The organism is Pseudomonas sivasensis, assembly GCF_052938085.1.
Genome location: NZ_CP176442.1, coordinates 6,136,597 through 6,156,633, shown reverse-complemented (window position 1 = coordinate 6,156,633; position 20,037 = coordinate 6,136,597). Strand labels below are relative to the sequence as shown.

Genomic DNA, 20,037 nt, shown 5'->3' with positions numbered 1-20,037 from the left:
TCTGCTGATAGCTGCGGTGGGCGTTGATTGTAATTAAGATGGCCCCATCTTTGTTCTTACATGTTTCTTCAGCCAAGGTGCCAACCGTGAGCGCGAACAACCCTCTTCTGCAGTCCTACGACCTGCCGCCGTTCTCGGCGATCCGTGCCGAGCACGTGCAGCCGGCCATCGAACAGATCCTCGCCGATAACCGCGTTGCCATCGAAGGCATCCTGCAAAGCCAGGGTAAAAATCCGACATGGGCCGGGCTGGTGCTGGCCATGGACGAACTGAATGACCGACTGGGCGCCGCCTGGAGCCCCGTTAGCCACCTCAACGCCGTGTGCAACAGCGCCGAATTGCGTGAGGCCTATGAAAGCTGCCTGCCGGCATTGAGTGCCTACTCCACGGAGATGGGCCAGAACCGCGAACTGTTCCAGGCCTTCGAAGCCCTGGCCAACAGCCCTGAAGCCGCCGGCTTCGACGTGGCGCAAAAAACCATCCTTGAGCACTCTCTGCGTGACTTCCGTCTGTCGGGTATCGACCTGCCGCCCGAGCAGCAGAAGCGTTATGCCGAAGTGCAGAGCAAACTCTCCGAGCTGGGCAGCAAGTTCTCCAACCAGCTGTTGGACGCGACCCAGGCCTGGACCAAACACGTCACCGACGAGGCAACCCTCGCTGGCCTGACCGACTCGGCCAAGGCGCAAATGGCAGCGGCTGCCCAAGCCAAAGGCCTCGACGGCTGGCTGATCACCCTGGAATTCCCCAGCTACTACGCGGTGATGACCTACGCCCACGACCGCGCCCTGCGTGAGGAAATTTACGCGGCCTACTGCACCCGCGCGTCGGACCAAGGCCCGAATGCCGGTCAGAACGATAACGGCCCGGTGATGGAACAGATCCTCGACCTGCGTCAGGAATTGGCGCAACTGCTCGGTTTCGCATCGTTCTCCGAACTGAGCCTAGCCACCAAAATGGCTGAATCCAGCGATCAGGTCCTGAGTTTCCTGCGCGACCTGGCCAAACGCAGCAAGCCGTTTGCCGCCCAGGATCTGCAGCAACTCAAGGCCTATGCCGCCGAACAAGGCTGCGTCGACCTGCAAAGCTGGGACAGCGGTTTCTACGGCGAAAAACTGCGCGAGCAGCGCTACAGCGTGTCCCAGGAAGCCCTGCGCGCTTACTTCCCCATCGATAAAGTGTTGGGCGGCCTGTTTGCCATCGTGCAGCGCCTGTATGGCATCGAGATTGCCGAGCAGAAAGGCTTCGACACCTGGCACCCGGATGTTCGCCTGTTTGAGATCAAGGAAAACGGCCAGCACGTCGGCCGTTTCTTTTTCGACCTCTACGCCCGCGCCAACAAGCGTGGCGGTGCCTGGATGGACGGCGCTCGCGACCGTCGCCGCACCGTTGACGGCGCGCTGCAAAGCCCGGTGGCCAACCTGGTGTGCAACTTCACCCCGGCTGACAGTGGCAAGCCTGCCCTGCTGACCCACGATGAAGTCACCACGTTGTTCCACGAATTCGGCCACGGCCTGCATCACCTGCTGACCCGCGTCGAGCACGCTGGCGTGTCCGGCATCAACGGTGTCGCCTGGGATGCGGTGGAGTTACCGAGCCAGTTTATGGAGAACTGGTGCTGGGAGCCCGAAGGCCTGGCGCTGATCTCCGGCCACTATGAAAGCGGTGAGCCGCTGCCTCAGGATTTGCTGCAAAAAATGCTCGCGGCGAAGAATTTCCAATCCGGCTTGATGATGGTCCGCCAGTTGGAATTCTCGCTGTTTGACTTTGAAATGCACGCCACCCACGGTGATGGCCGCAGCGTGGCGCAGGTGTTGGAAGGCGTACGCGACGAGGTGTCGGTCATGCGTCCGCCAGCCTACAACCGCTTCCCTAACAGTTTTGCGCACATCTTCGCGGGCGGTTATGCGGCGGGTTATTACAGCTATAAGTGGGCTGAAGTGCTGTCGGCGGATGCCTTCTCCAAGTTCGAAGAGGACGGCGTACTTAACGCTGAGACCGGTCGCGCATTCCGCGAGGCGATCCTGGCGCGTGGTGGTTCCCAGGCGCCGATGGTGCTGTTCGTCGACTTCCGCGGACGCGAACCGTCGATTGACGCGCTCTTGCGCCACAGCGGCCTGAGTGAGGACGCGGCAGCATGAATGACGGGCCTGTGATCACCAAAAAACAATTCATCGCCGGGGCTGTCTGCCCGGCGTGCAGCGAGCCGGACAAGCTGAAAATGTGGACCGAGGACAACGTACCGCACCGCGAGTGCGTGGCCTGCGGGTATACCGATACGCTCAATGACCAAGGGCTGTCGGTGCCCAAGGAATTGGGTACGCGGGTGAATACGTCTGCGCTTAAAGCGCCAGCCGATCCCAAGGTTCAGGCAGTGCAATTCTTCCCGAATCCGAAATTGAAAAAAGACTAACGGCCCTACCCGGGCCAATGTGGGAGGGGGCTTGCCCCCGATAGCGCAAGGTCAGCCAGCCTCTGGATTGGCTGACCCGCCGCTATCGGGAGCAAGTCCCCTCCCACATTTTTTTGCCTGCAATTATTCGACTTAGGTCGCTGAATCCATAATCTACATCCTTAGCCTGCTATCATTTGTAACTATTGATTGCCCAAATACCGACGAGCCGCTCCCCAGAAGTGGCCGAATAAACCCGTGACCACATGATGAGGTGCACCCATGTCTGATCAAGATCAAGACAACCCCCGGCGTGATTTTTTGCGCAAATCCTTGACCTTGATCCCGGTGGTCACGGTTGCGAGTACCGGCCTTGGTGGCTCGATACTGATGGCCACGCCTGAGCCTGCCCACGCCGCGCCGGCCAAACCTGCGAAGAACGACAAGGCCTACGAGCCGAGCTATTTCACCGCTGAGGAATGGGCGTTCATCAACGCCGCCGTCGAGCGTTTGATCCCCGCAGATGCTCAAGGCCCAGGTGCCCTGGAAGCAGGCGTGCCGGAATACATCGACCGTCAGATGAACACGCCGTACGCCAGCGGCGCGCTGTGGTACATGCAAGGTCCGTTCAACGCGGACGCCCCGCCGGAGATGGGCTGGCAGAGCAAGTTGGTCCCCAAAGAAATTTATCGCCTGGGCATTGCTGCGACGGATGCGTGGTCGAAAGCTTTCAACGGTAAAGCTTTTGCTGCGCAAGACAGCGCTACCCGAGACGATATGCTGCGCCGTCTGGAGGCTGGTGGCGGCGAAGTGGCGGCGCATTTCGACGCCGTACCGCCGAAAATCTTCTTCAACCTGTTACTGCAAAACACCAAGGAAGGCTTCTTTTGCGACCCGATCCACGGTGGCAATAAAGGCATGGTCGGCTGGACCATGATCGGCTTCCCCGGCGCGCGCGCCGACTTTATGGATTGGGTGGAACGCAACGAGCAATACCCCTTCCCGGCTGTTTCCATCCGTGGCGAGAGGGCATAAACGTGGCGACCATCATGAAGAAAGTGGATGCAGTGATCGTCGGCTTCGGCTGGACCGGCGCGATCATGGCAAAGGAGCTGACAGAAGCGGGCCTCAACGTGCTGGTGCTGGAGCGCGGCCCGATGCAGGACACGTACCCGGACGGCAACTATCCCCAGGTCATCGACGAATTGACCTACAGCGTGCGTAAGAAACTCTTCCAGGACATTTCCAAAGAGACGGTGACCATTCGCCATAGCGTGAATGATGTCGCCCTACCTAACCGTCAGCTCGGCGCTTTTTTGCCGGGCAATGGCGTGGGTGGCGCGGGCCTTCACTGGTCAGGTGTGCACTTTCGTGTCGACCCGATCGAGTTGCGCATGCGCAGCCATTACGAAGAACGCTACGGGAAAAACTTCATTCCGAAGGACATGACTATCCAGGACTTCGGCGTCAGCTATGAAGAACTGGAGCCGTTCTTCGACTATGCGGAAAAAGTCTTCGGCACCTCCGGCCAAGCTTGGACCGTTAAAGGTCAGCTGGTGGGTGAAGGCCGTGGCGGCAATCCTTACGCGCCGGATCGTTCCAACCCGTTTCCGTTGGAAGCGCAGAAAAATACGGTCTCCGCACAGCTGTTTCAGAAAGCGGCTGCCGATCTGGGTTACAAACCCTACAACTTACCATCCGCCAACACCTCGGGGCCTTACACCAACCCCTATGGCGCGCAGATGGGCCCGTGCAACTTCTGCGGTTTTTGCAGTGGCTACGTGTGCTACATGTACTCCAAGGCCTCGCCGAATGTGAACATCCTGCCGGCGCTGCGTCAGGTGCCGAATTTCGAACTGCGGCCCAATTCCCACGTGCTCAAGGTCAACCTCGATAGCACCAAGAAGAAAGCCACGGGCGTGACCTATATCGACGCCCAGGGCCGTGAAATCGAGCAGCCGGCGGACTTGGTAATCCTCGGCGCGTTCCAGTTTCACAACGTGCGCCTGATGCTGCTGTCGGGCATCGGCAAGCCGTACGACCCGATTACCAATGAAGGCGTGGTGGGCCGGAACTTCGCTTACCAGAACATGGCAACCATCAAGGCCTTCTTCGATAAGGACACCCACACCAACAATTTCATCGGCGCGGGCGGTAATGGCGTGGCGATGGACGACTTCAATGCGGACAACTTCGACCACGGCCCACACGGCTTTGTGGGCGGCTCGCCGATGTGGGTCAACCAGGCCGGCAGTCGGCCGATTGCGGGTACGTCCAACCCGCCCGGCACCCCGGCCTGGGGCAGTGCGTGGAAGCGCGCCACCGCCGATTACTACACCCATCAGGTGTCGATGGACGCCCACGGTGCCCATCAATCCTACCGAGGCAACTACCTGGATCTGGACCCGGTGTACCGCGATGCCTACGGCCTGCCGCTGCTGCGTATGACGTTCGATTGGCAGGAGAACGACATCAAGATGAACCGTTTCATGGTCGAGAAAATGGGCAAGGTTGCCGAAGCGATGAACCCCAAGGCCATCGCTGTACTTGGTAAAAAAGTCGGTGAGCATTTCAACACTGCGTCTTACCAGACCACCCACCTCAATGGTGGCGCGATCATGGGCACCGACCCGAAAACCAGTGCGTTGAACCGTTACCTGCAGAGCTGGGACGTACACAACGTGTTTGTCCCTGGCGCGTCCGCTTTCCCACAGGGCCTGGGCTACAACCCTACCGGCCTGGTGGCGGCGCTGACCTACTGGTCGGCACGGGCGATCCGTGAGCAGTACCTGAAAAACCCCGGCCCACTGGTTCAGGCATAAGGAGCGATGACCATGAAAGCACTTGTTATCGCCACGTTTGCGCTGCTCAGCAGTTGCTCGATAAGCGCCGCCGAAACCGACCTGATCAGACAGGGCGAATACCTGGCCCGCGCCGGTGACTGCGTGGCTTGCCACACCGCCAAGGGCGGCAAACCCTTCGCAGGCGGGCTGCCGATGGAAACCCCGATTGGCGTGATCTATTCCACCAACATCACCCCGGACAAGACCGGCCTTGGCGACTATAGCTTCGAAGACTTCGACAAGGCCGTGCGCCATGGCGTCGCCAAGAGCGGTAGTACGCTTTACCCAGCGATGCCGTACCCGTCTTACGCGCGTGTCAGCGACAGCGATATGCAGGCGTTGTATGCGTACTTCATGAAGGGCGTGGAGCCCGTCGCCCAAGCAAATAAGGACAGCGATATTCCCTGGCCCTTGAGCATGCGTTGGCCGTTGGCGGCGTGGCGTTGGATGTTTGCCCCTGAAGTGGCTGACACACCAGTGGTAGCGGGTGCCGACCCGGTGACAAGTCGTGGCGCTTACCTAGTGGAAGGCCTCGGCCACTGCGGGGCGTGCCACACCCCCCGTGCGTTGACCATGCAGGAAAAAGCCCTGAGTGCCACAGACGGCGATGCCTTCCTGTCCGGCAGCGCGCCGTTGGAAGGTTGGATCGCCAAGAGCCTGCGCGGCGACCACAAGGACGGCCTCGGCAGTTGGAGCGAGGAGCAACTGGTGCAATTCCTCAAGACCGGTCGCAGTGATCGCAGCGCGGTGTTTGGTGGTATGAGCGACGTTGTAGTCCACAGCATGCAGTACATGTCGGAAGACGATTTGACCGCTATCGCCCGTTACCTCAAGAGCCTGCCTGCAGTCGATCCCAAGGACCAGCCGCATGTGTACGACAAGCAGGTAGCGCAGGCGCTGTGGAAAGGCGATGACAGCCAGCCGGGTGCGTCGGTGTACATCGACAACTGTGCGGCCTGCCACCGCACCGACGGCCATGGCTATACACGCGTGTTCCCGGCGCTGGCGGGCAACCCGGTATTGCAGACGGCGGATACCACCTCGCTGATCAACATCGTGTTGAACGGCGGCACCTTGCCAGCCACTCACGCGGCGCCATCGACCTTCACCATGCCGGCATTTGCCTGGCGCCTGTCGGACCAGGAAGTGGCGGACGTAGTCAGTTTCATCCGTGGCAGTTGGGGCAATAAAGGTGCGCCGGTGAAAGCCAGCGACGTGGCTGATAAGCGTAAAAACGATATGCGCACCACCTCGGGCGATGACCTGGGGCAGGTCACACAAAAACACTGACCGCCAAACGGCACTGGTCAGAAACGTCGCGCCTCGATACTGTATATAAAAACAGTATCGAGGCGTATTCATGTCTACTCCGTTGCCGCCCCGTGGCCGGGGCACGGCCACTAACCTGCACAACCGCTTTGCGCCTTCGGTCAGCGTGGCCGAGGACGATGGCTGGTATCAGGAAGTACCGCCGACCCAAGGCACCGAGGTGCGTATTGAGACGGCTAAAACCATCATCACCCGCAACAACTCACCGGACCTGCCGTTTGATCGCTCGATCAACCCGTATCGCGGTTGCGAGCATGGCTGCATCTACTGCTATGCGCGGCCCAGCCACGCCTATTGGGACATGTCACCGGGGCTGGATTTCGAGACCAAGCTGATCGCCAAGAGCAATGCGGCCGACGTGCTGGAGCAGCAGCTGTCCAAGCCGGGCTATGTGTGTGCGCCGATCAACCTGGGTTCCAACACCGATCCGTACCAGCCCATCGAGCGTGAATACAAGATCACGCGTCAGACCCTCGAAGTGCTGCTGCGCTACCGACATCCGGTGACCATCATTACCAAAGGTTCGCTGATCCTGCGTGACCTCGACCTGCTCACCGAGTTGGCCCGCCAGCGTCTGGTGGCGGTGATGATCAGCCTCACCAGTCTGGACGACGAGCTCAAGCGAATCCTGGAGCCGCGCACGGCAGCGCCTAAGGCGCGGTTGCGAGCGATCCGTGTGATGCGAGAGGCGGGGATTCCCGTGGGTGTGTTGTGCTCGCCGATGATTCCGATGATCAACGACAGTGAGTTGGAGAGCCTGCTGACCGAGGCGCACGCCGCCGGTGCGCAGAGCGCAGCGTACATGATGCTGCGCCTGCCCCTGGAAGTGGCGCCGTTGTTCGAAGAGTGGCTGACGGCGCATTACCCGCAGCGTGCGGCCCACGTAATGAGTCTGGTGCGGCAGGTGCGAGGTGGCGAGGTGTATGACAGCCGCTTCGGTGTGCGTATGCGGGGCGAAGGACCTTTTGCTGATTTGTTGGCCCAGCGTTTCAGCAAGGCAATCAAACGCCTGGGGCTCAATCGCCGTGAAGGATTCAATCTGGATTGCACGGCGTTCTGTCCGCCGGGCAGACAGATGGCATTGTTGTAGACTTATCAGGAAGAACGCACCTTTCTTGTAGGAATAGTCGCGTTTTGACATCACTGAAACCCGCGATCTAGAGCGGTTCATTCAGTTTGAGTTAAGTTTCGGCGGTTACCTTGCTCAGCGAGTGACTGATGAGTCGACACCCGGGTTATTGGAGTTTTACAACTATTCCACTGGCCGGGCGTCGAACTGTCCTGAACACGCCCCCTGCACTAATCAAGAGGATGAATCATGAGTGATAAGGATAAACAGCCGTTGGCTGCGTCGGCTTCAGCCTCTCAAGTGGCGGAGTCCGCCGATGCAGCGCTAAAGCATATCGTTGACGGTTTTTTGCATTTCCATCACGACGTCTTCCCCCAGCAGGAAGAACTCTTCAAGAAACTCGCCACGGCCCAGAGCCCGCGAGCGATGTTCATTACCTGCGCCGACTCGCGCATCGTGCCCGAGCTGATCACCCAAAGCTCGCCTGGCGACCTGTTCGTGACCCGTAACGTAGGCAACGTAGTGCCGCCCTACGGCCAAATGAACGGTGGTGTCTCCACGGCCATCGAGTACGCGGTACTTGCCCTCGGTGTGCAGCACATCATCGTGTGCGGACACTCCGATTGCGGCGCCATGCGGGCGGTACTCAACCCCGACAGCCTGGAAAAAATGCCGACGGTAAAAGCCTGGTTGCGGCATGCCGAGGTCGCCAAGACCATGGTCCATGACAACTGCGATTGCGCCAGCGAAGGCGAGAGCATGAAGGTGCTCACCGAAGAAAACGTCATCGCCCAGTTGCAACATTTGCGCACCCACCCTTCCGTGGCTTCGCGCATGGCTAATGGTCAGCTGTTCATCCACGGTTGGATCTACAACATCGAGACCAGCGAAATCCGCGCCTACGATGCCGACCAGTCGGCGTTCCGACCGTTGGGCGGTGACGGGCCGATCCCTTCAGCGACGCCTAAAGCGCGCTTCTAAAACACTTCCCTGCCGGGTAATGCGGTGGCTGCCATGGATGCAGCCAGGCTTTACCGCGCCCGGCGAATGCCTCGGGAGAGTCATCATGCGTGCTGCTCAATTGAAAGCTGTATTGCCACGGGAGCTGCTCGCCTCGGTGGTTGTGTTTCTGGTCGCCCTGCCGCTGTGCATGGGGATCGCGATTGCGTCCGGCATGCCGCCGGCCAAGGGCCTGATCACCGGGATCATCGGTGGCCTGGTGGTGGGTTGGTTGGCGGGGTCGCCGCTGCAGGTCAGCGGTCCGGCGGCGGGTCTCGCTGTGCTGGTGTTTGAATTGGTGCGCCAGCACGGCATGTTGATGCTGGGCCCGATCCTGCTGCTGGCGGGCTTTCTGCAACTGGTGGCCGGACGTTTGCGCCTGGGCTGCTGGTTCCGCGTGACAGCGCCCGCAGTGGTGTACGGCATGCTGGCGGGCATTGGCGTGTTGATTGTGCTGTCGCAGATTCATGTGATGCTCGACGGTGCGCCCAAGCCTTCGGGGCTGGACAACCTGGCGGGTTTCCCGGCTGCACTGGCTGAAGCCATACCGACCTTTGGCGGCGGGCTTGGCTGGCAAGCGGGTTTGCTTGGGCTGTCGACGATGCTGGTGATGTACCTGTGGGATAAATTCCGTCCGCAACCGCTGCGGTTTGTGCCGGGCGCTTTGCTTGGCGTCGGCCTGGCTACGGTCACCAGCCTGGTGCTGGCGTTGCAGGTCAAACGCGTGGAAGTCCCGGAAAACCTGGCTGACGCCATTGACTGGCTGCGCCCCAGCGACCTGCTGAACCTGGCCGATCCTCAACTACTGATCGCTGCCTTCGCAGTGGCATTTATCGCCAGCGCCGAAACCCTGCTTTCCGCCGCGGCTGTCGACCGCATGCATAATGGCCAGCGTTCCGACTTCGACAAAGAGCTGTCCGCCCAAGGTGTCGGCAACATGCTCTGCGGCCTGGTCGGTGCTTTGCCGATGACCGGCGTGATCGTACGCAGCTCAGCCAACGTCCAGGCGGGTGCAACCACTCGTCTGTCTGCCATGTTCCATGGCGTGTGGTTGCTGGGTTTCGTGTTGCTGTTGTCGAGCGTGCTGCAAAGCATTCCGGTGGCGAGCCTGGCCGGCGTGTTGGTGTACACCGGGATCAAGCTGGTAGACGTCAAGGCGTTCAAGGCCTTGGGGCGCTACGGGCGGATGCCGATGTTTACCTATGCGGCCACGGCCTTGGCGATCATCTTTACTGACCTGCTGACGGGTGTGCTGGTGGGCTTTGGCCTCACGTTGGTCAAACTGGCGCTCAAGGCGTCCCGGCTGAAAGTCAGCCTGATTGACCTGCCTCAGGATGGAGAGATGGAGCTACGGCTGACCGGAGCGGCGACCTTTCTCAAAGTGCCTGCGCTGACCCAAGTGCTGTCGACGGTACCTGCGGGGACCACGGTGCATGTGCCGCTCAACAACCTCAGCTATATCGACCATTCCTGCCTGGAGTTACTGGAAGAATGGGGTCGGGCGAATGCGGCGAAGGGCTCGAAGTTGGTGATTGAGGCGCGCGGGTTGAAGCGCCGGCTCGAAGGCCGGGTTAGGACGACGACGGGAATCGGCTCGGCGCCATCAATCGGCTGATGAAGCCGGATCAAAATGTGGGAGGGGGCTTGCTCCCGATAGCAGAGTGTCAGTCTAAGCATATGTGACTGAGCCACCGCTATCGGGAGCAAGCCCCCTCCCACATTTTTTCTGCGTCTACCTCAGGATTCAGGCGGGTTGATCCAGCGCCAATTCAACCCCCAGTTGCCGAGACAGGCACGGCCAGCGCTTCCACGCGGCGTCTGTGTCAGGGCTTTTCAACTGCTCGCGGTACGCCTCGACCGACTCCAGCGCAAAGCTGTCTTCGTTGAGCATCTCATCCACCGCCAGGTGGACGGCTTCATCCAGTTGGTTGGCAAACGCTTCGCCGATCAACTGATGGGCAATCAAGTTAGCCACGGTGGTATCCGCCGGAATCAACGGCCGACCGAAGTGCTTGATATACAGATCGTTTACTTCCTCCACCAGACGATGAGCCAGGTAGGCCTCGTCCAGCAGCCCGTCCAGGCCTTCGTGGCCTGCCAGAATAGCTGGCGGTTGCAGGAAGAAATGCTCGGCAATCTTCAGCACCGGCTTGATCTGGCTTTCGATACCGGCCTCGCGGGCAACTTCATTGGCCGCGTCGAGCAAATCCGGGACCAAGTCGATGTAGGCGGTGACAAAACGCGCCATGACAACGTTGCGATCACCTTCAGCCAGAGCAATGGCCGAATGCAGGTGCGGCAATTGTTTTTCCAGTTGCTGGGCAAGCTGGCCCGTAGTGGCTTCGTGTTGATGGGCACGGGAAATCTGCTCGCGCAATGCGGCGGTGTTCATGAAGGCTCCAGTGATGCAGGCGTAGGAAAAGGGAGAGGTTAAGTTAGCTCGTTTATACGAGCGCCTAAGACGCATTTGTCATAATTATTTCATGGTTATGCGCAGGCGTTATATTGAATTGCCATCGTTCGTCGGAAAATCGATTCCGCTCCCGGTTTCATTGGTTCCGGCCGTGCCATTTTGCCTCATTTGTCCCTACACATTGCGGGGTTGCATACCCTGTCTATACTCGGATTTGTACGCGATTAGCTGATGACGCCAGACTGCATAAGCAGGCAAGGCTAAGCGGTTGTAAGCAGTATGGAAGCCGCTCCCTTCGACGCAGGTGCAAACCGGCGGGATAACAAGAACGATAAGGGGAACCCGCAATGATGCGACATCCACACGTTTGGATGGGCCTCCTGTTGTGGTCAGTATTCGGCCAGGCCCACGCCGCCTGGACAACGAATATGGCGCCAGGTGCAACAGAAGTCAGTCACGCTGTGTTCGATCTGCACATGACCATTTTCTGGATCTGTGTGGTGATCGGCATCATCGTGTTTGGCGCCATGTTTTGGTCGATGATGGTCCACCGGCGCTCCACCGGCCAGGTCGCAGCCAAGTTCCACGAGAGCACCACCGTGGAAATCCTCTGGACCGTCGTGCCCTTGCTGATCCTGATCGCGATGGCTATTCCCGCAACCAGGACCTTGATCAACATCTACGACAGCAGTGAGTCGGATATCGATATCCAGGTCACTGGCTACCAGTGGAAGTGGCATTACAAATACCTGGGCCAGGATGTGGAGTTCTTCAGCAACCTGGCCACACCCGCCGAGCAGATCCATAACCAGGCCACCAAGGGCGAGCACTATCTGCTGGAAGTCGACCAGCCGTTGGTGCTGCCGGTGGGCGCCAAAGTGCGCTTTCTGGTTACCGCCGCTGACGTGATCCACTCTTGGTGGGTGCCGGCTTTTGCGGTCAAGCGCGACGCTATTCCCGGCTTCGTCAACGAGGCCTGGACTCGGGTCGAGAAGCCCGGCATCTACCGTGGGCAGTGCGCCGAATTGTGCGGTAAAGACCACGGTTTCATGCCCATCGTCGTCGAGGTCAAATCCAAGGCTGACTACGAAACCTGGCTGGGTGAACGCAAGGCCGAGGCCGCCAAGCTCAAGGAACTGACCTCCAAAGAGTGGACCCTTGAAGAGTTGGTGGCCCGTGGTGACAAGGTTTATCACACCACCTGCGTGGCCTGTCACCAGGCCGAGGGCCAGGGCCTGCCGCCGATGTTCCCGGCGCTCAAGGGCTCGAAAATCGCTACCGGACCGGCCGCCGACCACCTGAGCATCGTCTATCACGGCAAGCCGGGCACTGCGATGGCCGCGTTCGGCAAGCAGCTCTCGGAAGTGGATATCGCCGCCGTGGTGACCTACGAGCGCAACGCCTGGGGCAACAACAAAGGCGACATGGTCACGCCAAAAGACGTGCTGGCCATCAAACAGGCGGAAAGCAAATGACAGCCCTCATTACATTTGCGCCGCCCCGCCCCGCCCATTCGTTTGCAGGAGAACGGCCATGAGCGCTGTGATCGATGACCATGGACACACCAGTGACCATGCCCACGGCCCCGCCAAGGGGTTAATGCGTTGGGTGCTGACCACCAACCACAAAGACATCGGCACGATGTACCTGTGGTTCGCCTTCACGATGTTCCTGCTGGGCGGTTCGTTCGCCATGGTGATCCGTGCCGAACTGTTCCAGCCCGGGTTGCAGATCGTCGAACCGGCATTTTTCAACCAGATGACCACCATGCACGGCCTGATCATGGTGTTCGGCGCGGTGATGCCGGCATTTGTCGGCCTGGCCAACTGGATGATCCCGCTGATGATCGGCGCGCCCGACATGGCCTTGCCGCGCATGAACAACTTCAGCTTCTGGCTGTTGCCAGCGGCTTTCCTGTTGCTGGTCTCGACACTGTTCACCCCCGGCGGCGGACCGAACTTCGGGTGGACCTTCTACGCCCCGCTCTCCACCACCTACGCGCCGGAAAGCGTGACATTCTTCATTTTCGCCATCCACCTGATGGGCATCAGTTCGATTATGGGCGCGATCAACGTGGTCGCTACCATCCTCAACCTGCGCGCGCCGGGCATGACGTTGATGAAGATGCCGCTGTTCGTGTGGACCTGGCTGATTACCGCTTTCCTGCTGATTGCGGTGATGCCGGTGCTGGCTGGTTGCGTGACCATGATGCTGATGGACATTCACTTCGGCACGAGCTTCTTTAGTGCGGCTGGCGGTGGTGATCCGGTGCTGTTCCAGCACGTGTTCTGGTTCTTTGGTCATCCGGAGGTGTACATCATGATCCTGCCGGCCTTCGGCGCCGTCAGTTCGATCATTCCGACCTTCTCGCGCAAGCCGCTGTTCGGCTACACCTCAATGGTTTACGCCACGGCAAGCATCGCGTTCCTGTCGTTTATCGTGTGGGCGCACCACATGTTCGTGGTCGGTATCCCGCTGGTGGGCGAATTGTTCTTCATGTACGCCACGTTGCTGATCGCCGTGCCGACCGGGGTAAAGGTGTTCAACTGGGTCAGCACCATGTGGCAAGGCTCGCTCACGTTCGAGACGCCGATGTTATTTGCGGTGGCCTTCGTGATCCTGTTCACCATCGGCGGCTTCTCCGGGTTGATGCTGGCGATTGCTCCGGCTGACTTCCAGTACCACGACACCTACTTTGTGGTGGCGCACTTCCATTACGTACTGGTGCCCGGCGCGATCTTTGGGATCTTCGCGTCGGCCTACTACTGGTTGCCGAAATGGACCGGCCACATGTACGACGAAACCCTGGGCAAGCTGCACTTCTGGCTGTCTTTCGTGGGCATGAACATGGCGTTCTTCCCGATGCACTTTGTGGGGCTGGCCGGTATGCCGCGTCGGGTGCCGGACTACAACCTGCAGTTCGCCGACTTCAACATGGTCTCGTCGATTGGCGCGTTTATGTTTGGCGCCACGCAGATCTTCTTTTTGTTCATCGTGATCAAGTGCATTCGAGGTGGACCGCCGGCGCCGGCCAAACCGTGGGATGGCGCTGAAGGCCTGGAGTGGAGCATTCCTTCGCCTGCGCCGTACCACACGTTCACCACGCCGCCGGAGGTCAAATGAACCGGTTGCCACACAGCAACGGTGAGGGCGGCAAGCACCCTCACGCATTGATCGCATTCGCTTCAGGGGTGTGTCATGGCTGAATCCCTGCCCCTCAAACGGTTGGTCACTCGCCTGCTGATCATGGTCGTGGCGATGTTCGCCTTTGGTTTCGCCCTGGTGCCGATCTACGACGTGATGTGCAAGGCGTTTGGCATCAACGGCAAGACTGCCGGGCAGTATGAAGGCGAGCAGATCGTCGACCCGACGCGCCAGGTGCGGGTGCAGTTCCTGTCTACAAACGCCATCGACATGGTCTGGGACTTCTACGCCAAGGCGGACGAGGTGGTGGTCAACCCAGGCGCTGTGACCGAGATGCTGTTCGTGGCCCACAACCCCACTGACAAGCCGATGACCGCCCAGGCCGTGCCAAGTATTTCCCCGGCCGAAGCGGCGATGTACTTCCACAAGACCGAGTGTTTTTGCTTCACCCAGCAAGTGCTGCAGCCAGGCCAGCGTATCGAGATGCCCGTGCGTTTCATCGTCGATCGAGACATGCCCAAGGATGTGAAGCATTTGACCCTGGCGTACACGCTATTTGATATCACTGCGCGCCAACCGCCCGTGGCTTTGCATACCGGCGGCTAGCTACTGTTTGCCCCCTCAATCGGGAGAGTGAATACATGTCGAATCATGATACGTACTACGTACCGGCACAAAGCAAGTGGCCGATAATTGCCACGTTTGGCCTGCTGATCACCGTGTATGGCCTGGGCGTGTGGTTCAACGATCTCAAGGCTGCTCGCCCGGAATCCCACGGCCCGTGGATCTTTTTCGTTGGTGGGCTGCTGCTGGCCTATATGTTGTTCGGCTGGTTCGGTGCGGTGATCAAAGAAAGCCGCGCGGGTTTGTACAGTCCGCAGATGGACCGCTCGTTTCGCTGGGGGATGAGCTGGTTCATCTTTTCCGAAGTGATGTTCTTCATCGCCTTCTTCGGTGCGCTGTTTTATTTGCGGCACATGTCCGCGCCCTGGCTGGCCGGTGAAGGCTCAAAGGGCGTCGCGCACATGCTGTGGCCGAATTTCGAATTTGCCTGGCCATTGCTCAACAACCCTGACCCGAAACTCTATCCCGCCCCCGAGGGCACCATCAGCCCGTGGGGCTTGCCGCTGGTCAACACCATCCTGCTGGTGAGCTCCAGCGTGACCATCACCATCGCCCACCATGCCTTGCGCAAGGGCCATCGTGGCGCGCTGAAAATCTGGTTGGCGCTTACCGTGCTGCTGGGCCTGGCGTTTCTCGGGTTCCAGGCCGAGGAATACATCCACGCCTATAAAGAGCTGGGCCTTACGCTGGGCTCCGGTGTGTATGGCGCGACGTTCTTTATGCTCACCGGATTCCACGGTGCCCACGTGACCATCGGCACGATCATTTTGTTTGTGATGCTGATGCGCATTCTGCGTGGCCACTTCAACGCCGAGCACCAGTTTGGTTTCCAGGCAGCCAGTTGGTATTGGCACTTTGTGGATGTGGTGTGGATCGGGCTGTTTTTCTTCGTCTACGTACTGTGAGGCGTCTTACCACGGCGCGTGAGAAACCAGCTGGCCGCTGAAAAATCCCCAGGTGATCAGCATGAGGGTGATCACGGCCAGTACGACACGCACGGTCAAGGCAGTGACGAGGCGGTTGGAGTTGCCTTCGTCCTTGACCAGAAAGAACAGGCCACTGAACAGGCTCACAACAGTCGCGATCAGCATCAGGGCAATGGCTGCTTTGAGCATGGTCTGGCTCCTGGATTTTGATGGGCATTGATGAAGAGCGGCGGGCAATGAAAACAAGTATAGCCAGCGCCATAAAACAGTTTCGCCCCGGTATTGCGCCGACATTGGTGGTGTTGGTCCTGCTGCCGTTGATGGTGGGATTGGGTTGCTGGCAGCTGTCGCGCGGGCATGAAAAGCAGCTGTTGCTCGACAGCTATGCCGAGCGCCGCGCGGCTGAGCCGATGAGCAGTGAACAACTCAATGACACGGCAGATCCGGCGTTTCGCCGTGTGCATTTGCGCGGTCAATTCGACGCCGACCATAGCGTCTTGCTCGACAATCGCATGCGCAATGGCAAGGCCGGTGTCGAGTTGCTGCAACCCTTCCACGATCAGGCCAGCGGCCTGTGGCTACTGCTCAATCGCGGCTGGCTGCCCTGGCCGGACCGCCGCACACCGCCCGCCTTCACCACACCAGAGCAGCCGTTGAATATTGACGCGTGGGTGTACGTCGCCCCTGGCGAAACTTTCCAACTGCATGCCGACCCCGCAGCCACGCAATGGCCGCGATTACTCACGGCGCTGCATCCCGCAGCGCTTTGGACAGAGTTGGGCCGCAGTGGCTTTGCCTACGAACTGCGCGCTGAAGCCGGCCCCGGTACCTACGAAACGACTTGGCCGGTGGTCGCCATGGGCCCGGAGAAACACCTGGCCTATGCCGTGCAGTGGTTCGCCATGGCGCTGGCGCTGCTGGTTCTTTACCTCTATCTCGGATCGCATAACAAGAAGGAGAAGCCCCATGGGAGCGGCCACGAATCCACTCAACATGTCTGACCTGCCCGATCGGCGCAAAGGCCGCTGGCAACTGCTGCTGATTCTGCTGATGGTGATCGGCCCGATGGTGCTGGCCACGTTTATGTACAAGCTGCAGTTCTGGGTGCCGGACAGCCGCAGTTATCACGGCGAGATGATCGGCAATGGCCAGACCCGCGCCGATATCGGCGTGCAGGCGGATGAACTGCGCTGGCAACTGCTGGTGACTGCGCCCGCCGCCTGCGCCGCCGATTGCCAGCAGTTGGTGTACCTCGCGCGGCAATTGCAGATCGGCCTGGGGCGCGATGCCTCGCGCGCCAGTCACGCGTTGGCCGGTGCGCAACCGGTCGGTGCCGATTACGAAGCCAAGCTGAAAGCCGAATACCCGCAATTGCAGCGCTATCAACTGGACCTTTCGACGTTTAACAAAAACGCTACCGCGCCGGGCGATGCGCAGCTGTGGATCGTCGATCCCCACGGCAACCTGGTGCTGCGCTACGACGCCAAGGTCAAGGGCAAGGACCTGCTCAACGACCTGCGCCACCTGCTGAAATTGTCGAACATCGGATAAGGGCATCGTCATGGCCAAACCTGGATTTCGCCTCGCGTTGTTTGCCACCTTGCTGGCGCTGATCGTCGTGCTGCTCGGCGCCTATACCCGCCTGACTCACGCCGGCCTCGGTTGCCCGGACTGGCCGGGTTGTTATGGTTTTATCAGCGTGCCGCAAAGTGAAGCCCAGTTGGCCCATGCCGAATTGCATTTTCCTGACACGCCAGTGGAGGCCGACAAAGGCTGGGCCGAAATGACCCATCGCTACTTCGCTGGCACTCTGGGTCTTTTGATTGCGTTGTTGGCGGCGCGCTCTTGGAGTCATCGGCGTGACCCAGGCCAGCCGGTCAAGTTGCCGTTGTTTCTGCTGGCGGTGGTGTTTGCCCAGGCGGCGTTTGGGATGTGGACGGTGACCTTGAAGCTGTGGCCGCAGGTGGTGACAGGGCATCTGCTTGGCGGCTTTGCCACCTTGAGTCTGCTGTTTTTGCTGACCTTGCGCCTGTCCGGTGTACTGCCCGCGCTAATCGTGCCCAAGCGCCTGCAATATTGGGCGACGGCTGGTTTGGTGCTGGTGATCGGGCAGATTGCGCTCGGTGGTTGGGTCAGCTCCAATTACGCGGCCGTAGCCTGTGTCGACTTGCCCACCTGCCATGGACAGTGGTGGCCGGCGGCAGACTTTGCCAATGGCTTTCACCTGACCCAACACATCGGCCCAAATTATTTGGGCGGCCAGCTCGACAGCGAGGCGCGCACGGCCATTCACCTGACCCATCGTATCGGCGCAGTACTCGTGACCCTGGTCCTGCTCGGCCTGGCCTGGCAGCTGCGCGCGGTGGGCATGACGCGTCTGTCGGGCTTGTTGCTGATCGCCCTCGGCGTGCAAATCTGCCTGGGGTTGAGCAATGTGATGTTCGGCCTGCCGCTGGCGGTAGCGGTCGGGCATAACGCGGGCGGTGCCGGGTTGCTGCTGACCCTGGTGCTGGTCAATTACCACGCCCGCACCAGCCTGGTTCGGGTGCGCAATCAGTTGCCGTTCGGCTGGCGCTTCATCCCGCGCAAACACGTATCAGGCCTCATCACCCTTAAAGGAGAGATGCCATGGCGACCTTGATCGGCGCGCGTCACGATCAGGCGATCTGGCGTGACTATCTAGAGCTGACCAAGCCGAAAGTAGTGGTGCTGATGCTCATCACGTCCCTGGTGGGAATGTTCCTCGCCACCCGCGCGGGCGTACCGTGGACGGTGCTGATTTTTGGCAACTTGGGCATTGCCCTGTGCGCGGGCGGCGCTGCGGCCGTCAACCATGTTGTGGATCGGCGGATCGATGCGGTGATGGCACGCACTCACAAGCGGCCCCTGGCGGAGGGTCGCGTGTCGCCGGTTGCGGCGCTGGCCTTTGCATTGTTTTTGGCTGTTGCAGGGCTGGGCCTGTTGCTGGCGTTCACCAATGCCCTGGCGGCGTGGCTGACCTTGGCCTCGCTGCTCGGCTACGCCGTGATCTACACCGGATTCCTAAAGCGCGCGACGCCGCAGAATATTGTCATCGGCGGGTTGGCTGGCGCTGCACCGCCGCTGTTGGGTTGGGTCGCCGTCACCGGTCACATCAGCGCTGAACCGCTGCTGCTGGTGCTGATCATCTTCGCTTGGACCCCGCCGCACTTTTGGGCCCTGGCCATCCACCGCAAAGAGGAATACGCCAAGGCCGACATCCCCATGCTGCCAGTGACCCACGGCGAGCACTACACCAAGGTGCATATCCTGCTCTACACCTTTGCCCTACTGGCGGTGAGCTTGATGCCCTACGTGATCCATATGAGCGGCCCACTGTACCTGGCGTGCGCGCTGGTATTGGGCGCACGCTTTCTGCAATGGGCCTGGGTGTTGTACCGTGGCGGTCGGCCGCACGCGGCGATCAACACCTTCAAGTACTCTATCTGGTACTTGTTCCTGCTGTTTATCGCCCTGCTCGTAGACCACTACCTACTGTTGAACCTATGACTCGAACTCAAAAAACCGTCTTCATCCTGGTGGCCATCGTCGCGTTGATCATGGGCCTGACCGTCAACAAAGTACTTAGCGGAAAAGGCCAGGGCGACCCCACCGCGCTGATCGACGCCGGCATCATCCTGCTGCCGCAAAGCCGTCAGCTACCGCCTGTGACCATGACAAATCAGGACGGCCAGCCGGTGGCGTTCAACGAGTTGAAGGGGAAGTGGAGCCTGTTGTTCTTCGGCTACACGTTCTGCCCGGATATCTGCCCGACCACCCTCGCCCAATTGCGCCAGATCAAAAGCGAACTGCCGAAAGAGGCTGTGGATAAGTTGCAAGTGATCCTGGTCAGCGTCGACCCGCATCGCGATACCCCGACTCAGCTCAAGCAGTACTTGGGCTACTTCGATCCGCAATTTGTGGGCCTGACCGGCGCGAATGTGGAGGATGTGCAGAAGGTGTCGAATGCGGTGAGCATCCCGTTTATTCCGGCAGATACCAGCAAGCCGAACTACACCGTCGATCACAGCGGTAACCTGGCGCTCATCGGCCCGGATGGCACGCAGCGTGGGTTTATTCGTTCGCCGTTGAACAACCAGAAATTGGTGGCGCAGTTGCCGGGGTTGTTGCAGCGCAATTAGATGCACCCCCAAAACAAATGTGGGAGGTGGCTTGCTCCCGATTGCTGAGTGCCAGTCACTGCATCTGGTGACTGACCCACTGCTATCGGGGGCAAGCCCCCTCCCACATTGTTTGATCTCTGGTGTATTGGAGATCGGGTA

The 20,037-nt window shown here is 59.9% G+C and carries 19 protein-coding genes; 17 read left to right on the top strand and 2 right to left on the bottom strand.

Features of this window, described 5'->3' with window-relative positions; genetic code table 11:
• The first annotated feature begins 86 nt into the window (after window positions 1–86).
• The 8 genes from prlC to ACKZ62_RS28235 all read left to right on the top strand — a co-directional run bounded on the left by prlC (window position 87) and on the right by ACKZ62_RS28235 (window position 10,244).
• Window positions 87–2,138 carry an oligopeptidase A gene (prlC, locus tag ACKZ62_RS28270; protein ID WP_447096146.1) on the top strand — a complete coding sequence of 684 codons (2,052 nt, stop codon included), beginning with the start codon at window positions 87–89 and terminating at the stop codon, window positions 2,136–2,138.
• A complete protein-coding gene (locus ACKZ62_RS28265; protein ID WP_032885090.1) occupies window positions 2,135–2,410 on the top strand; it encodes a YheV family putative zinc ribbon protein in 276 nt (91 codons plus the stop codon). Before prlC ends, ACKZ62_RS28265 begins: the two co-directional genes overlap by 4 nt.
• A 261-nt stretch (window positions 2,411–2,671) precedes the next feature.
• Entirely contained in the window at window positions 2,672–3,424 is a 753-nt protein-coding gene (locus ACKZ62_RS28260) for a gluconate 2-dehydrogenase subunit 3 family protein (protein WP_032885088.1), read from the top strand.
• Between the two features lie 2 nt (window positions 3,425–3,426).
• Window positions 3,427–5,211: a GMC family oxidoreductase gene (locus ACKZ62_RS28255; protein WP_447096145.1), complete on the top strand. Its 1,785-nt coding sequence runs from the start codon at window positions 3,427–3,429 to the stop codon at window positions 5,209–5,211.
• 12 nt (window positions 5,212–5,223) lie between these two features.
• The gene (locus tag ACKZ62_RS28250) at window positions 5,224–6,522 is read left to right on the top strand and encodes a cytochrome c (RefSeq protein ID WP_447096144.1); all 1,299 of its coding nucleotides are present in this window, start codon (window positions 5,224–5,226) and stop codon (window positions 6,520–6,522) included.
• Window positions 6,523–6,592: 70 nt separating this feature from the next.
• Window positions 6,593–7,651 carry a PA0069 family radical SAM protein gene (locus tag ACKZ62_RS28245; protein WP_095185290.1) on the top strand — a complete coding sequence of 353 codons (1,059 nt, stop codon included), beginning with the start codon at window positions 6,593–6,595 and terminating at the stop codon, window positions 7,649–7,651.
• A gap of 228 nt (window positions 7,652–7,879) precedes the next feature.
• The gene (locus tag ACKZ62_RS28240) at window positions 7,880–8,611 is read left to right on the top strand and encodes a carbonic anhydrase (protein WP_032885083.1); all 732 of its coding nucleotides are present in this window, start codon (window positions 7,880–7,882) and stop codon (window positions 8,609–8,611) included.
• Window positions 8,612–8,696: 85 nt separating this feature from the next.
• Window positions 8,697–10,244, top strand: coding sequence for a SulP family inorganic anion transporter (locus tag ACKZ62_RS28235; RefSeq protein ID WP_447096143.1), 1,548 nt, complete (start codon window positions 8,697–8,699; stop codon window positions 10,242–10,244).
• Window positions 10,245–10,373: 129 nt separating this feature from the next.
• Here ACKZ62_RS28235 and ACKZ62_RS28230 read toward each other — a convergent pair whose 3' ends face one another.
• Window positions 10,374–11,021 carry a hypothetical protein gene (locus ACKZ62_RS28230; protein WP_095185293.1) on the bottom strand — a complete coding sequence of 216 codons (648 nt, stop codon included), beginning with the start codon at window positions 11,019–11,021 and terminating at the stop codon, window positions 10,374–10,376.
• Between the two features lie 368 nt (window positions 11,022–11,389).
• Here ACKZ62_RS28230 and coxB point away from each other — a divergent pair, with 368 nt between their 5' ends.
• The 4 genes from coxB to ACKZ62_RS28210 all read left to right on the top strand — a co-directional run bounded on the left by coxB (window position 11,390) and on the right by ACKZ62_RS28210 (window position 15,715).
• Window positions 11,390–12,517 (top strand): cytochrome c oxidase subunit II, encoded by a 1,128-nt coding sequence (gene coxB / locus ACKZ62_RS28225; RefSeq protein ID WP_447096142.1) that lies wholly within the window; start codon window positions 11,390–11,392, stop codon window positions 12,515–12,517.
• A 58-nt stretch (window positions 12,518–12,575) separates the two neighbouring features.
• On the top strand, window positions 12,576–14,165 hold the full coding sequence (gene ctaD / locus ACKZ62_RS28220; RefSeq protein ID WP_032885076.1) for a cytochrome c oxidase subunit I: 1,590 nt from the start codon (window positions 12,576–12,578) through the stop codon (window positions 14,163–14,165).
• A gap of 75 nt (window positions 14,166–14,240) precedes the next feature.
• The gene (locus tag ACKZ62_RS28215) at window positions 14,241–14,792 is read left to right on the top strand and encodes a cytochrome c oxidase assembly protein (RefSeq protein WP_181644033.1); all 552 of its coding nucleotides are present in this window, start codon (window positions 14,241–14,243) and stop codon (window positions 14,790–14,792) included.
• 35 nt (window positions 14,793–14,827) lie between these two features.
• Window positions 14,828–15,715: a cytochrome c oxidase subunit 3 gene (locus ACKZ62_RS28210; RefSeq protein ID WP_447096141.1), complete on the top strand. Its 888-nt coding sequence runs from the start codon at window positions 14,828–14,830 to the stop codon at window positions 15,713–15,715.
• Between the two features lie 6 nt (window positions 15,716–15,721).
• Here the strand turns inward: ACKZ62_RS28210 and ACKZ62_RS28205 are convergent, their stop codons facing one another.
• A complete protein-coding gene (locus ACKZ62_RS28205) occupies window positions 15,722–15,925 on the bottom strand; it encodes a twin transmembrane helix small protein (protein WP_032885073.1) in 204 nt (67 codons plus the stop codon).
• 47 nt (window positions 15,926–15,972) lie between these two features.
• Between ACKZ62_RS28205 and ACKZ62_RS28200 the strand changes: the two genes are divergently transcribed.
• The 5 genes from ACKZ62_RS28200 to ACKZ62_RS28180 are packed head-to-tail and all read left to right on the top strand — an operon-like array spanning window position 15,973 to window position 19,896.
• Window positions 15,973–16,737 (top strand): SURF1 family protein, encoded by a 765-nt coding sequence (locus tag ACKZ62_RS28200; RefSeq protein WP_095185321.1) that lies wholly within the window; start codon window positions 15,973–15,975, stop codon window positions 16,735–16,737.
• A complete protein-coding gene (locus ACKZ62_RS28195; RefSeq protein ID WP_447096140.1) occupies window positions 16,703–17,287 on the top strand; it encodes a PA_0111/PP_0108 family redox-active disulfide protein in 585 nt (194 codons plus the stop codon). The genes ACKZ62_RS28200 and ACKZ62_RS28195 overlap by 35 nt, the downstream gene beginning before the upstream one ends.
• 10 nt (window positions 17,288–17,297) lie before the next feature.
• Window positions 17,298–18,377 (top strand): COX15/CtaA family protein, encoded by a 1,080-nt coding sequence (locus ACKZ62_RS28190; protein WP_032885071.1) that lies wholly within the window; start codon window positions 17,298–17,300, stop codon window positions 18,375–18,377.
• Entirely contained in the window at window positions 18,365–19,264 is a 900-nt protein-coding gene (cyoE, locus tag ACKZ62_RS28185; RefSeq protein WP_032885070.1) for a heme o synthase, read from the top strand. The genes ACKZ62_RS28190 and cyoE overlap by 13 nt, the downstream gene beginning before the upstream one ends.
• Window positions 19,261–19,896 carry an SCO family protein gene (locus ACKZ62_RS28180; RefSeq protein WP_032885068.1) on the top strand — a complete coding sequence of 212 codons (636 nt, stop codon included), beginning with the start codon at window positions 19,261–19,263 and terminating at the stop codon, window positions 19,894–19,896. The genes cyoE and ACKZ62_RS28180 overlap by 4 nt, the downstream gene beginning before the upstream one ends.
• Window positions 19,897–20,037: the final 141 nt, after the last annotated feature.